The following is a 14,693-nucleotide window of genomic DNA, read 5'->3' on the forward strand; positions in this document are numbered from 1 at the left end:
CCTGTTGGACCCGTTACTCCTGTTGGACCCGTTACTCCCGTTGGGCCTGTCCCTCCTGTTGGACCCGTGGGGCCGGTTGGTAAAGTAAATGGTGGGATTGGCGGGAGTGTGGGACCAATTAAATTTGGGGTTAATGCATTAGTTTGAAATATTCCATTTGTTTTTTGCATTTCATTTTTATCAAACACTTAACTACCTCCTATGAGTGTACTATACTGTGGTATGACAGTTATCTTACATATACATAAACTTCATTTATCGTAATATAATATGTTTTCCCTATACTATTGTGCACCTTAAATTGTAGTGAACCGTTCACATTTAACTTCCCATCAATTGTAAATCCCTCACCTGCATCTACGAAACCAGCAACATCTTTGTCCTGCCAAGATGGAGCATCATAGAAACGTAGATTGTTAACTTTTGAAATAACGCGCTTTCCAACAATAGAAGAATCTACTGTACTTTTCTTGTTAAACTTCACATAAGATGGATCGTTCTTAATCCACTGATCTCCACCAAGATTTAACCACCCTTCTTTTTCAGCCCACACAATATAAGACTCTGGTTTGTTTAACTGACGAATCTTAGAATAGCTTGTGCCAGGTCCTTTACGTAAATTAACGTTATAACCTTCAATATAAGCAATCCCATCTGTTACGGATGTCGGTACTTCCGCCGGTTCAGATGGCTTCTCAGGAACAGAAACATCTACACTAGAATTATTATATGCTCTTTGTACATCTGCTCTAAATTGAGATTCTGAAACACCATGAGACTTTAAGTAGTCAATTGGATCTTCATGATCCGTACCGCCAAGGTAATGAGTTACATCGCTGTGTGTCCATAATCCTTTTTCTACAAATACCCCACGGTCACGTAAGATTTTAGCTAGTAACTTAACGTATTTGTCATAGCTGCGTTTGAATTTTGTATAATCCGCTGTTTCGCATAACTCTACATGTACAAAGCGCTTATTCGCAGCAGGACCGCCGCCATAAGCAATGTATTTTGTATCAGCAATTTGGATTGTTTCGTCCCAATCGACTGCATAGTGAACAAATGCATTTCTCCATGTACGAGACTCATATTTTTGAATGTTAATAGCTGGAGCTTCTGGAGTTGCTGTAGAATGTGCCACAACTCCCTCATAAGCACCTACACCATAACGGTATGGTTGTTTTGGTAAATCAGGAATAATAAGCGTTCTATCAGCAAAAGCACTTGTAGCAAAAGAAACAGCAAGTACTAGAATCATAAGTAACGAGGTAATATGTTTCATTGTCTTTTTCATTTAGCATCAACATCCTTTTTCATAATTTTTGTGTGGTCAAATAATCCACTTGCTGACAGTCCAATGATGATTCCTTGAAATACATTTGTTTTGATATCTCCGCCCATAAATAAAACGCCTAGCACAATGCCAAGCGTTAAATTTAATAACGGAACATACTTTGTTTGTAATCCAATTGTTTTTCCAATTTGTGAAAGACCAACTACAATTCCAATTATTACAGTAATTTCAAACATTACATACCACCTCCTTTCATTAAGAAAGTGAGAATGCCACCAACAATTCCGCCAACTATAAGTCGCAAAATCCAGGTAGTATTGGCGCTGATTTTATCTAGCTGTTTGTTGATATTGATAATGTCTTTCTCGTTACCTGTTGTCCTCATTTCTAAACTTTTAATCTCTAAGCGAATGTCCTTAATATCTTGCTTTATTTCTTGAACATCACTTCGTACATCTTGTAACGCTTCCACTTTGACCACCCCTTTTTAGGCAATAAAAAAAGACCAGCTTATGGCTGCTCCGGTTTCTTATCAATTAAATTTTGAAGTAACAGTTGTTCTAAAACTTCAATTCTACTGTTCATTTGTTTATTTTCTTCTTTTAACTCTTGAATTTCAGCATCTTTCGCTTGTTTTTCTTCTTGAAATGCCTTTATTTGAATTGCTACTGAAGAATATATTTCAGCTGCATTTCTTGTTTTTGTAACAAAACACTCAGGAGTATTTTCATCATCTGCAATCCACCCATAGTGAGTTTCTATATCGTTTGTTGTAAGAATTGGGTCCCCTTCAACACGATTCATTCGCTTCTCATATAAGTCTTCTATATCTGTTTTCAAGTTGTATTGTTGGATTTGAAGTGCCATAATTTTTTCTATTGCGCTAAACTGCACGTCACGAATATTTGTTTTGTATTCACGTTTCGATGCCGTTTGAAAAGCTGATGCTGTAACAGCGTTATATGCACTTCCTGACCCATTTTTAACCTGAAGTGTTTTATATCCCTCAACGTTACCATTTCGTAGCATTACTGTTTGGAATCGAAGGTCTGTTTCAGCGTTGGGCGTTGCAACTATATCAAGCATATTTTTACCTTTTAAGTTGAATACAATGGAAGACTGACTGTCCATCCATACGGATTTAGATCCACCTTTTAATGTTATTCCACCAGCAGAGTCTACCCAAAATGCGTTCGATGGATTAGATACTGTGAAGGTAGCACCGTTGGCTACTTCAACCCAATATGATCCATTTTTTGCATACTGACTTATACCTTTTCCAGAAGTGATAATTGTATGCCCACCAGAATTGACCTCTGTATTTTGATTACTTTTCATAAACAAAGCCCCACCAGTAAGAATATCTACGTGGCTAACAGAATCTAAACGAATTGTATTAGTATAGGCGCTAAATTGTTTATCAGACCTTAGGGTAACTCCGTTATTACCAGTAATATAAATATAGTTATCTCCATTAAGAGATACATCCCCTTTTGTATCCACATTTAATTTAGCGCAATAATGTGGAGTTTGATCCGCATCATAACCTTTTACAATACCAAAGCTACCGGTATAGTAATTTTCTCCTTTCACTGGGAATTGAGAAATTGTTAAAGTACCATCGCGGAAACGTGATGTATCCACATCATCATGCATAAGTATTGTTGGTTGTATTTGGCTATCAACAGCTCTTTTGTAATAGCCAATAAACATTCGCGTTAAATTCGATTCCATCAAGCGTATGAATTGTTTTTGGATGTGTACATAGTTAGTACCGTTGCCTGTCCGTACTGTAGAACCAACTATCTCTCCACCACGTACTAAGTTACCGTTTAGCACACCCGTTGTAATGAAATCAGCGACAATCCTTCCATCCATTGTGATTGCCGTATTATAGGGTCCATTAATGCCTGTGGAGGAATAACCAAATCCATTGAGATTCCATTGCCACACTTTTTTAGCGGTTCTTTCATCAGCTGTATCCATAATCAAAATTCTTTCTGGATATATACGAACATGGCCACCGAAACCGCTATTGATTAAATTCGTAGCATTTTCGCGTGCTTGTTCTAATATTGATTTTTCCATTCCTTTAACGTTGTTTTTAATACCATTGACGCTATTTCTAATATCATTGAAGTTATTCTCAACATTATCAACTCTGCCTGTTATATCAACGAATGACTCTTTAAAATTGCCTAATGTCAATTCGATATACTCTTCATAGATCGGGTCGTATTTGTAATGATTAACTTTAGCTTCAATTTCGAAACCGTCTTCTTCATGTATAACTGTTACTGTATCTCCCATATATACACGTTGTAATACCGCCAAATCTTTATACTCTTCAGTTTGAGATAGCTCTTGAAACTCTACTTTATATGTCGCTTTTGGATAATCAACATGTTGTTCATCGTACATTTTTTTTGCGGCATTGCGTAACATTTCATATGCTTGTGGTAAGGGAACTGCGTCTTCGTCGTCAGCATAATCACCAATAGCTGCTTTAATGTGTTCGAATTCAACAACTCTAATTTTAGGTTTAATATATTTACTAGCGTTATAGCTTTCCACGTACTTTTCTGGTAACAGTAGTCCATCAAAACCTTTAGGCATCATTCGAGTTATAACACCTTGCCAATCAACATCGCCTTCATATCCTAATAAATCTTTTTTGTGTTGAATAACAACACCGCGATCTTTTCCACGTTCTCTTAGCATGTGGACGGTGAAATTATCCCTTTTTAATTCCCCGCCCCAACGACTAAGAAAAGAGTTGTCCTGGCTGTTATCAAGTATTGCTTCGACTGGGTTTTTTCTAACCAAACGAGAACTAGAAATTGTATTGATATCACTAATGAAATTAAAATTAGTGTTATATTGCATACGTTCTTTCATTTGTTGTAATGCTGCTTGTCCGCCCTTTTCTTGAATAAATGTATCTTCAATCAAGTTATCAACGAGATCATAGAATACGTGATAACAAAATACGTGTAATTCACCCATAGAAGGTGCAGGTCGTGCTACACGAAACAATTGATTGCCATCAGGTGTTGGCGCTTTGATTAAACATTGACCACCTATTTCTAATCCGTGCGGAGCGAATAACGGATATTTAAAACTTAAGACATATAAACCATTTAATTCTTCTTCAATAACTGCATCGTAAATATTATCGTCTAAAATACCTATACCATTGTGAGTAAAATCCGTTTCAGTTGGTTTATATACTGTAATCATAAGTAACGCCACCTCGGGTCAATTTGTAACTTTGTAACAGTTCCAGTCCATTTTATTGTGTTTGCACCTTCAGAGAATGTGGGAAAATTACCGATCATATTACTATTCATCGGCGTAGTGTTCGAATATGCTTCTTTTAACTCGGAATCAATTACTACTGAACTATTTACATTTTTAATTAAGAATGAAACATCATTTATCGTAACAGTAATTGATCCACTACCATAAATCGTTATTTTAGGTAATGAATACTTAGTGCCCGAGTTTACAAGAGTAGTTGTCTTAGTTATTTCCAAAGGTTGTAGAATAGCGTATTCGAATGGATCAGCTACAAAAGTAACTTCGAATTGTCCATATTCTTCTATTTCATTAGCGATACTACCTATTTCCACACTTTTTATTTTTCTATAAACGTTATCATCTGTAAAAGAAAGGGTTTTAGCGTTCAATAGCCACGCTTTTATACGTCGTAACAATGGTTTGATGTTATAATCTTCTAACAAGTTAAAGTCAATCTTGAAAGTAACGTCTTCATAACCATTTTTCTTTGTTAATGATCCGTTTTCTCTACCAGGAACTTCAATAAACTCTATTTTTTCTTTTGCTGTTGGTATGTCAGGGCGCTCTACCATACAAAGAAGATAGTCACGACCTAATATTTCATTTATTCGAATATCAACCACGTCGCGCCCTCCCTATACCGATATTTAACATTTGTCCTTTCTTTGCAAACCAATCATCAGCTTTTTCAAACATTTTATTTAGATCACTTTCATTTTTAACAGTTGTATTAAAAGTCACTTCATTTTTAATTTCTTGTGGTTGTTGTTGCTGATTAGCGTTAACACCTTTACTCAATGACAATGAATTGTTAACAATGTTAGGTAAATTAGAAAGAATACCATTGCCACCTATTGTTTTAGTAATCCTTTGTACCGTATCTCCTAGTGCACCTCCAGAAGAGAATGGAGCTAATGGAACGCCTTGATTTAAATTAACAGCTAATGCCCTTGGCGCTGCGAATGATGCTGGGGCAATTCCTTGATTTCCTGTATTATCGTGAACACTTATAGAATAAGAACTGCTAAATGGATTTAATTTGTTTAAAATGCCACCAGCTTTATTCCACGCTCTTGTAACCGTATCGATAATACCGTTCATTACTCTTATAATAGAATTCCAAAGATCATAAAAGAAACCAACTACACTATTAATCGGTTTGTAAACACTTTGAAGGATATCTGAAACATAACTCCAATTGCTACGCACGATGTTAGAGATATAATTGAATGTTCCAGACACGCCAGAAGACAACCTATCCCAAGCGCCAGTTACATTAGATACGACATTGTTCCAAATACCAGAAGTTATGGCATAAACTACATTCCAAGCGCCTTCAATTCTGCTTTTCACTTCATTTACTGCATTACTAATATTCGAAGTTATCGTATTCCAAACTCTCGAAATAGTAGAAGTTATTTCATTCCATTTGTTGGATGTTGTATTTTTAGTTGAAGTCCAACCGCTTGTAACAGTATCTGTTGCTTTATTTATCTTGTTCCTAATATATCCAACAATCTCATTCCAAACATCAGAAATAAACGTCGAAACCGCGTTCCACGCCTTTGATGTTATATTTAATACGTAATTCCAACCTTCCTGTATTTTAAGTTTTATAGGGCCCAAAAATTCATTTACAGTATCAGTGATCCATTGCCATGCTTCACGGATTATATTAGTAATCCAATTCCACGCTGTACTGGTTGCACTTGTGATTGCATTCCACAATTCTGTGATAGTGTTAACTAACATATCCCTATATTCTATAAAAGTAGAGGAAATAGCATTCCAAGCTTCTTCGATGTAAGGTTTAATCCATTCCCAGAATTGTGTTACCGGTTCTTTTATTAATTCCCATCCTAAAATGAAAGCAGTTAATAACAACTGTAAAGGGAATGTTATGATTTGGAATAGAATATTCCAAGCTATTTGCGCGATCTCTTTCAAACCTTCCCAGAATGCTGAGAAACCTGATTTTACAGCTTCCCATGCGTCAGAACAAATTTGTTTGAACGAATCCCATGTACTTGAAAACCATTCAATCGTTGCTGTCCACATTTCATTTGCTATGTTGCCAACTTCAGCCCAAAAGTTATTCCAATTATTTTTAAACTCTTCCCATTGTTGACTAAACCATTGCGATATCATATCCCATGCCATTTGAATCGATTGGGTTACATTATCCCAACCTTTAGAACAAGCATCGCTAATTGTTGTCCACAATTCTGACATCCATGTTGAAAATTGGCTCCATTTTTCTTTAAGCCAATCTGTAATACCTCCCCAGTTGTTAAATATAGCTATAACTGCTACGACTGCTGCTATTATTGCAGCTATTGCGGCTACAACTAATGCGACAGGAGCGCCAACAAATGCAGCTATTACGGTGACTACTATCCCTATCGCTTCAGCTATAGCTGAAATCCAACCTATTAGAGTACCGATAAAACCAATTACCGAACCGACGGCGGTTATTATCGTCCCTATGGCTGTTATCGTAGCTCCTATGATTATTAATAACGGGCCAATTGCCGCCGCTAATGCCGCAATAATTACGATTGTTTGTTTAGTTTTAGGATCAAGTTTAGAAATCCAGTCCATTAAATCTTTTAATTTTTCAACAACAGGCATTAACGCAGGTAATATTTCAGTCCCGAATTGCACGGCTAAAGTATGAAGTGTTTGTTGTAATTCTTTGAATTTATTTTCCGGTGTGTTCTCCATTTGTTCAGATAAATGTTTAACCTCTCCGGTAGCATTCCGGGCATCATCAGACATTTTTTTAAGCTTTTCGCCGCCACTATGAACAAGTATTTGCCACGATGCTAAATGTTCTTTACCGAATATTGTAGCGATTGTAGCGTTTTGTTGTTCTTGTGTCATTCCTTGTAAACCGTGTTCAAGTTCGTCCATGACTTGAGGTAATTGTTTCATTTGTCCGTTTGCATCAAATGCACTGAATCCCATTTTCGCCATAGCTTTAGACATAGCCTTTGTTGGCTTAGTTAAGTTAACGAAACCAGATTTCAAAGCCCTTGCCGCTACAGACGCTTCAATACCATTAGATTGTAATAAACCTACAGCAGAAGCGGTTGTTGATAAATCTTGTCCAGCTGAATTTGCAGTTGGCCCAATAATTGACATTGCTTCTGTTAGAGAATGAACGCTAGCTTTTGTATGGTTAGCTGTATAAGCGAATATGTCAGCCATCTTATTGATACCAGCTATATTCTGCTCAGCGTTATTTGTTTTTTGTCCTGTAGCTTCATAAGCAGATCCTAATCCGTCCACAGTTTTTGATAAATCTTCATTCGCGCCACGGGCAGTATGGAGAGAAACAGTCATGATTCGCATCGCTTCTTCTGCTGTGTAACCGTCTTTAACTAGCACAAGTAAACCTTCATTTATTTTTTCGGTACTAACACCAAACTTTTGAGAGTTAGCAAGGGAACTATCCCACATTCTGCTCATAACGTCGTTAACTTGTTGAGAAGTTAACCCTGTTGCGTTTACCTCTTTTCGAATATCAGCCATTTCATGTTGGAATTTCGATGCTTCTTTTGCAGCGTAACCCATGGCGCCAGCTATAGGAGCTGTCACTTTCATTGACATGTCTTTTCCTACACTAGAAACACTTTGACCGACTTCTTTTACTTTATTACCGAATTCTTGAACGTGTGATTTAGCTGTTTTAAAGCTGTCTCCAACTCTTCTTTCTAGAGCTTGCGTTTCTCTGCCTAGTTCAATTTCAGCTTGTCTTGCCCTATTTAATTCGGTTTCTAACCTTTTAACTTCTTCAGATCCAGCGCCGAATGCAGTTTTAGCATTATTTAATTGTTGCGCTAAATTTCGAGACTGTTCACCAGCGTTTTGTTGCGCTTGCTTTAAATAGTCATATTGTAATTTCGCCTTGGAAGTTTCCGAAGCGTTCTTTCCTAGTGAAGCTGCTTGGAGATCGTACGCCGATTTTAATTTATCAGCTTCAGTTTTTAAACTGAAATGGGCCGTTTTCAAACCTTCTAACGCTTGCTTTGACTTACCTATTTCACTATTTCGTAATGCTTCAGCTTGTTTAGCTTCTTTTAATGATTCGGTAGTAGTTTTTATTTTGTTAGAAATTTCAGTTTCAGCAATTTGTGCACGTCGTAACGCTTCTTCAACCTTCTTTGTTTCTGTTGCATTTTCTCCCCACACTTGTTTTGTTCTTTGAAGTTGTTCCGCTGTCTCTCTTGTTTTGTTTTTAGCGATATCATATTGCTTCTCAAGTGTGGATAACGAAGTCTTATATTTATCAACATCAGTTCCGGTTAACTTCATTTGTGTTTGAGCTAACTTTAACTCTTGTGTTAAGGCTCTATTCGCCTGATTCATTTCGTTTATCTTAGATTTATAATCAGCGGTGTCAGCCTTAAATTTAATTATGGTTTCTTTTGAAGGAGTAGCCATTTATTTTCCACTCTCCTTTTCTTGGATATAGGCTTTCCACCCTTCGTAAGCACTTTTGTTTTCTGCTATTCTTTGAACATCCCTTAAGGGTAAATTCCAAAAGTCACTTTCCGATATTTCAAAAATAAATACGTATAGACTGTATAAGTCCACAACGAATTCAATTTCGAATTTAGGAAGTTTTAAGCCTTTTTTCCGGCTTTTTGTTGAAAACCTTTTGCCATGTTGTTTTTAGCTTCTTTTTTCATAACTGCACCGAAATAATCGAACGCCTCTGACATATCAACTTCATATACTTCCATGAATGCTTCAAATTCCATATATCCAGTAGGATTTGCTTGACGATAAGCCGCATAAACAATACGGAACGTATCTAATAAATCAATGTTCTGAATTCCGCCAGCGTTTAATAAAGTACTTAAAAATCCTTTATCGATAATGCCTTCTTTTTCTAATTTGAATAATGTTAAAGCTGTTAAGTTAGGATTCGCCTTCACTACTTCACCATTTGATAACGTAATTTCTTTTGTCATGTAATTTCTCTCCCTATAATCAAAATTAAAAGGCACTCATAAAGAGCACCTTTGATAGAATTTATTTTGTTTGTGCTGTTTTTCGTAATTTAGCCGAATCAAATTTTGTCATCCATTCTTTTGCAACTGTTTCCGGTAGTTCGATACCTTCATAATAGAAACGACCGAATTCGTCAGATAACGCTGTTACTTCTAATTCTACTTCGGCTAGTTCTTCAGCACCGTTTTCTACACTCTTAACAAAACCTGTTGCACTTGTACAATTAGGGAATGCGATTAAACGTGTGTTTTCTTCGAATATGTCAAGCTCTTCCGCAACGAACGCAAAATCTTTTCCTAAGCTGTCAATACCATATGAGTAAACGCCATCGATCAACCCTTCGTTTGTAATACCAAAAATGTTACGAATAACCTTTAATTGCATGTGACCGCTAATTTTTACATTCATTTGTGTTGGTTTTGATTTTTTCTTTTGAGTAAAGCCGCCGCATTTCTTTTCAACTGATTTAATTTCTGTTTCTGCATCTAATTTACCTACACAACCGAATGGGTCAGTTACATGTTCACCTTTAAAAAGTACACTAGCATTTTTAATCTCGACCGCATCAAATACATCAACTGTAACTGGCATATTATTGCCCTCCTAAAGTTTTATTTATTTCTTCTATTAAAGATTTATTTAATTCCTCAATAGAGTAATCGACCTTTTTATCCACACCACGCTCCATGAACTTTTTGGCCGCCTTTTTCTTACTTGTACCTAATCCCAAATCAGGGAAAACTAAATATCTATATTTCGATTTTGGTTTTAATGTTAATGTTAAATTCTCTTTGTTATCGTCATTAATAGATTGATATAGTTTAGCGTGGGCTTTCTTTCTATTCGATATAGGCATTAAGCCAAGAACTGATTTTTTCATTACTGGTGCAATTCTAGACTTTAAATCTTCATTTATTATCTTTTCCGCAACGTTTGGTAATCGCTCAATGTTTCTTTGCAAAGATTCAAATTTAGAAGCATCAACACTAAAATTAGCAGGCATATTTTACATTCCTTGTAAGCTCGAATGTTAATACATCAACAAAAAACTCTGTATCTTTCTTCCTCATTTTTTCTTTGAGCGATTTATTACATGTGTGGCCAGTTTTACTTAGTGAACTCATAAACTCAACTTGCAATACATCTAAGTCCTCACGATTTTCCGAAAAATAATAAACTGTTACATCTTGTGTAAATGCGCTTGCCCCCGCTCTAACAAACCCACCTGTTTCAAATACAACATGGTTGATTGTGGATAGATTCGCTTCATCCTCCTGAACTGTGTCCTGGTATACTTCTACAGTGTGGAAGAAAGACTCTAAATGCTGGACTAGTTTAGTATTAAACTTTTCAATTAAATCATTCAGTGTCATCTAGACCACCTACCTTTTGCAAGTATAAATACATGCTATTTTTAAAACGATCCGCTTTAATGATGCTATAAGAATGTCCTCGTAATTCAATTATTAGGCTGTCCACATCCTTATTCTTGAACATAGGAGCGTATAATGTTTCAATCTTCATATCTAACTTTTTATCAATACTTTCAGCGTATTGAATATCAACTTCACGACACGAAAGTTCCGAAAATCTAAGTTTGATAATCTCAACATTTTCACGTCCGATTACTTTTTTAGCGCTATTCCGGATTGTTTTACTTTCCTTAACGCTAATAAGTCCATCATTAAAGGTTTTTCGATGTTGTTCAATCCCCATTGTTCTTTTTCCTTTCATCGATTGCGACGTGTAATATCAATCGTGAAAGTGGTTGTCTAAAGTTACTTTCGAAACTATCTAATGCATTGTTGTATTCATAACGAATACGGTTAATAACTAGCTCCCTTGCGGATAAATTGACGGCTAGATCAAGTTCAGCGCCTACTAAATCATTAATATAGTAAACGGAACGATCTATAAGCTTTATGATGTCCTTGTCTTCTTCATCCCAAGTGATTGCTAGTGCATGTTTTACATCTTCTAACAAATCAAAAGGCGACTGTAACGTCGCCTTTGATTGATTGTCACTCATAAAGGATCACTCCCTATTTAGTAGGTGCTGGAGTAGTCACCGCTGTACCTGAGTCTTTCATTTCAGAAATATCATAAACTAAGAATGATTCATTTTCTTCAGCACGACCATTAGCGTACATTTTAGCGATGTATAAATCTTCGTCTTCGATAGCGCGTGTTTGATCGTAAACGTCTAAACGTTGTGCTCCACCTAATCCAAGGAAGTAATCTTTTGCCATACCAGCGATTAATTTACCTTTAGGAACAGCATTTGATTTAACGATTTTACCTGGAATCGGAAGAACGTTATAAGTGTAAGTTCCATCCATGTTAGGGCGTGTAGTATAACCATAAATTTTAGACCAGTAGTCTACAGGGTTAACGATTAGTAACACATTAGATGGATTACGTTTACCATCTTTAGTAAGTAGAGCCATGATATTACCTAAAGTGTAAGGATTAAGGTCTTTTAACTTACCAGTATCGGCTTTATCAGCATGTACGCCCCCTGTAACAGTTAATAAATCTTTCATCATGCCTACAGGTTGATCTTTACCAGTACCACGAACGATAGCTAATTCTAAAGCGATTTTTAAAGATTCAACTAATACAGTTCGAACGTAGCGATCTAACCAAGTCGGGCCAAGGTCTAACATTACTTTACATACAGGCATAAATGCTGATAATTTGTATTCCTCAATTTTAATCGTTTCGAAACCTTCATCTAAAAGTTCTTTGTGAGCCGCGCACAATTTACCCCAGAAGGCAGTTTGGATATCACCTTTTTTCAGAATCCATTCAGTTAAAGCACCGACGTTAACAAATGTAATTTCAGATAATAATTCATGATTTTGAACTAAGTCTTCAAATACTCGTTCGATAACAGTTGCAGGTACTAATGCTTCAGTACCTGCAAAAGAGTTACCTGCAATTACTTCATTGTAGTATTTCGTTTCTTGACTAGTTAAAGCACGTCCACCACGAGCAGCTAAGATAGCTTGATCGCTAGATTGTACTGATGCTTGTGCTAAAATTTTTTCTTGAATACCTTGAGCGAATGCAACTAACGCATCATTCACCTCTTCATCTGAACCAGATGCTAAAACCTTACTTAAATTTTGTTGATTTTCAAATTTCGTTTCTAAGTCTTTAATCATTGTAAATTACCTCCTACAGTTTAATAGATTTTAATAGTGAAACCATAAAGTTAGCTGATTTTTCAGCGTTTTGAGTACGTTTGTCACCTTCGTTTTCGATAGATGCGATGATGGGTTGTTCTTCAACTTCATTTGTAATTACAGATTCACTGTCCACACTTGATTGTATTGAATCAGTGATTACGTCACAGAAACCGAATGACTTAGCTTTTTCAGCGGTCATATAAGTTTCGTTGTCTAGAAGTGTTTCTAGTTGGAAAAACTCACCGTTAAAACGGCTGTTATAAGATTGAATTAACGCTTCGTCAACGTCACGTAGCATTTTAGCTTGCTTCTCTAATGAGTCAGCATTACCGAATGCATATGTCGATGCACGATGTACCATCATAGTGGTATTAGAAGGCATTTCGATTTTATTAGCACCCATCGCAATTAATGAAGCGGCTGAAGCGGCTATACCATCAATAACGGCAGTTACATTAGAAGGGTGATTTTTTAAGTAGTTGCAAATTGCAATCCCTTCAAACGCATCGCCACCATTTGAATTGATGTGAATTTCAATGTCATTTGTAACACCATCTAACATTTCTCTTACACCTTGAGAAGAAATGTCACCGAAAGGAGCTTTACCAACATTCCCATACATATAAATGACTGATTTACTATTGTCCTGTTGATTGTTGTCCATCATTAGGAACTTCGGTTGAATCTTTTCCATTTCCAATATCTTCACCCCCTTTCATAGTTCCGCTTATCCTTGCTCTCTCATAGTTCTTAGTAACATAACGTTCATTAGCCCAATCTTCTTTTATTTGTTCTTTTCCTAAACGTTCTAATACATCGTTTATGCTCATGCCACCGACTGCAAATAGCTTGTCAACGGAATTAGCAAACTTAGTAAGATCGAACAATTTGAAGTTGTCCATGTTGAATCTAATGTATGTTTTACTTAAATATTGCTCTCTAGAGAACATCTTCTTGTTATATTCGTTAGTAATCATTTCCCCTATTGGTCTTACTGCGAATATGATAAAGTTATCTAAATCGCCAGTAGGATTACCGGTAGTTGAAATGCCACCTTCACTTATTCCACTTAGTAATGAAGGAGGAATGTGGAAGGCAGTTGCCACGAAATCTAACATATCTTTTGCAAGGTTTTTGATGTCCCTCGTATCTAAATTACGTGGGTCCTTGCTTTGATCTTCCATTTGTACGTTGTCAGGTAAGAACATGATTGCTGCTAACTTTTCAGGATTCATATAATCTTTTGCTTTCTCTTCAAAAAGTTCTTGCGAAGCTTTTCCATTTTCATCAGTTAACGAATTCATGAAACGGCCTCTGAACAAATAACGTATTCTTCCATTGCCTTTGTAATCTGACATCGCTTTAGCTAGTAATAGTCCATATGAACTATATAAACTATTAATCACGTTGTTTATTGACTCTACAGAAAGGCTCAAGTATAGAACGTCTTGTTCTCTAAATTCCTTCGTTAAAAGCTGATTGTTAATCGAAACACTTTTATAAACATACTCATTAAAACCATTCGTAGTTTCACGATGAAACGATTCAGATATCCACAGTTCCTCACCTATAGGTAAAATTAACGCTTCCTTTTCGTAAATTAACTGATGGACAACCTTATACCAAAACTCATGGGCATTTTCATTCTTATTTGGTGCCACATTTAATTGGTAGTAGTTCAAACTTCTTTTTAACTTGCCACTTCTATATGTTTCAAAATCACAAGCTACTAAACTACGAGCAATTAAATCGATAGCAGCGTTAACATACAATTTCTTGTAAGCAATTTCAGCTTTAAGTGTCATCACACTACAATCAACATCCGGGACTGTTCCATTATCACTTTTTCCTAAAAAGGTTTTAAAAACATTACGAATTCCCATTTTTTC

16 protein-coding genes are annotated in these 14,693 nt (G+C 36.1%); all 16 read right to left on the reverse strand.

Annotated features, from left to right (window positions below):
* Nucleotides 1-188 (reverse strand): exosporium leader peptide-containing protein (locus tag BM089_RS20890; protein WP_044157199.1); only part of this gene is annotated, 188 nt, incomplete at its 3' end.
* Nucleotides 189-229: 41 nt separating this feature from the next.
* Entirely contained in the window at nucleotides 230-1,294 is a 1,065-nt protein-coding gene (locus tag BM089_RS20895; protein WP_090977970.1) for an N-acetylmuramoyl-L-alanine amidase, read from the reverse strand.
* A complete protein-coding gene (locus tag BM089_RS20900) occupies nucleotides 1,291-1,530 on the reverse strand; it encodes a holin (protein WP_090977972.1) in 240 nt (79 codons plus the stop codon). Before BM089_RS20900 ends, BM089_RS20895 begins: the two co-directional genes overlap by 4 nt.
* Complete coding sequence (locus BM089_RS20905) at nucleotides 1,530-1,766, reverse strand: hemolysin XhlA family protein (RefSeq protein WP_000387825.1); 237 nt, start codon at nucleotides 1,764-1,766, stop codon at nucleotides 1,530-1,532. Before BM089_RS20905 ends, BM089_RS20900 begins: the two co-directional genes overlap by 1 nt.
* A 38-nt stretch (nucleotides 1,767-1,804) precedes the next feature.
* Nucleotides 1,805-4,534, reverse strand: a complete 2,730-nt coding sequence (locus tag BM089_RS20910) for a phage tail spike protein (RefSeq protein WP_090977974.1) — start codon at nucleotides 4,532-4,534, stop codon at nucleotides 1,805-1,807.
* Nucleotides 4,531-5,217, reverse strand: a complete 687-nt coding sequence (locus tag BM089_RS20915) for a hypothetical protein (protein WP_000227695.1) — start codon at nucleotides 5,215-5,217, stop codon at nucleotides 4,531-4,533. Before BM089_RS20915 ends, BM089_RS20910 begins: the two co-directional genes overlap by 4 nt.
* Nucleotides 5,210-9,040 (reverse strand): phage tail tape measure protein, encoded by a 3,831-nt coding sequence (locus tag BM089_RS20920; RefSeq protein WP_090977976.1) that lies wholly within the window; start codon nucleotides 9,038-9,040, stop codon nucleotides 5,210-5,212. The genes BM089_RS20915 and BM089_RS20920 overlap by 8 nt, the downstream gene beginning before the upstream one ends.
* 182 nt (nucleotides 9,041-9,222) lie before the next feature.
* Nucleotides 9,223-9,573, reverse strand: a complete 351-nt coding sequence (locus BM089_RS20925) for a hypothetical protein (protein ID WP_000159510.1) — start codon at nucleotides 9,571-9,573, stop codon at nucleotides 9,223-9,225.
* Nucleotides 9,574-9,634: 61 nt separating this feature from the next.
* Nucleotides 9,635-10,204, reverse strand: a complete 570-nt coding sequence (locus BM089_RS20930; protein WP_001145608.1) for a hypothetical protein — start codon at nucleotides 10,202-10,204, stop codon at nucleotides 9,635-9,637.
* 1 nt (nucleotide 10,205) lies between these two features.
* The gene (locus BM089_RS20935) at nucleotides 10,206-10,616 is read right to left on the reverse strand and encodes a hypothetical protein (RefSeq protein WP_001111193.1); all 411 of its coding nucleotides are present in this window, start codon (nucleotides 10,614-10,616) and stop codon (nucleotides 10,206-10,208) included.
* Nucleotides 10,606-10,986 carry a hypothetical protein gene (locus BM089_RS20940; protein ID WP_000174093.1) on the reverse strand — a complete coding sequence of 127 codons (381 nt, stop codon included), beginning with the start codon at nucleotides 10,984-10,986 and terminating at the stop codon, nucleotides 10,606-10,608. Before BM089_RS20940 ends, BM089_RS20935 begins: the two co-directional genes overlap by 11 nt.
* Nucleotides 10,973-11,329, reverse strand: a complete 357-nt coding sequence (locus BM089_RS20945; protein ID WP_000510722.1) for a hypothetical protein — start codon at nucleotides 11,327-11,329, stop codon at nucleotides 10,973-10,975. Before BM089_RS20945 ends, BM089_RS20940 begins: the two co-directional genes overlap by 14 nt.
* A complete protein-coding gene (locus BM089_RS20950; RefSeq protein ID WP_001282871.1) occupies nucleotides 11,319-11,642 on the reverse strand; it encodes a hypothetical protein in 324 nt (107 codons plus the stop codon). The genes BM089_RS20945 and BM089_RS20950 overlap by 11 nt, the downstream gene beginning before the upstream one ends.
* Nucleotides 11,643-11,655: 13 nt before the next feature.
* A complete protein-coding gene (locus BM089_RS20955) occupies nucleotides 11,656-12,780 on the reverse strand; it encodes a phage major capsid protein (RefSeq protein ID WP_000588589.1) in 1,125 nt (374 codons plus the stop codon).
* A gap of 13 nt (nucleotides 12,781-12,793) precedes the next feature.
* The gene (locus BM089_RS20960) at nucleotides 12,794-13,426 is read right to left on the reverse strand and encodes a head maturation protease, ClpP-related (RefSeq protein ID WP_003272656.1); all 633 of its coding nucleotides are present in this window, start codon (nucleotides 13,424-13,426) and stop codon (nucleotides 12,794-12,796) included.
* A gap of 16 nt (nucleotides 13,427-13,442) precedes the next feature.
* A complete protein-coding gene (locus tag BM089_RS20965) occupies nucleotides 13,443-14,687 on the reverse strand; it encodes a phage portal protein (protein WP_090977978.1) in 1,245 nt (414 codons plus the stop codon).
* Nucleotides 14,688-14,693: the final 6 nt, after the last annotated feature.

Origin of the sequence: Bacillus sp. 5mfcol3.1, assembly GCF_900114335.1 — a bacterium.
Lineage (GTDB): Bacteria > Bacillota > Bacilli > Bacillales > Bacillaceae_G > Bacillus_A > Bacillus_A thuringiensis_S.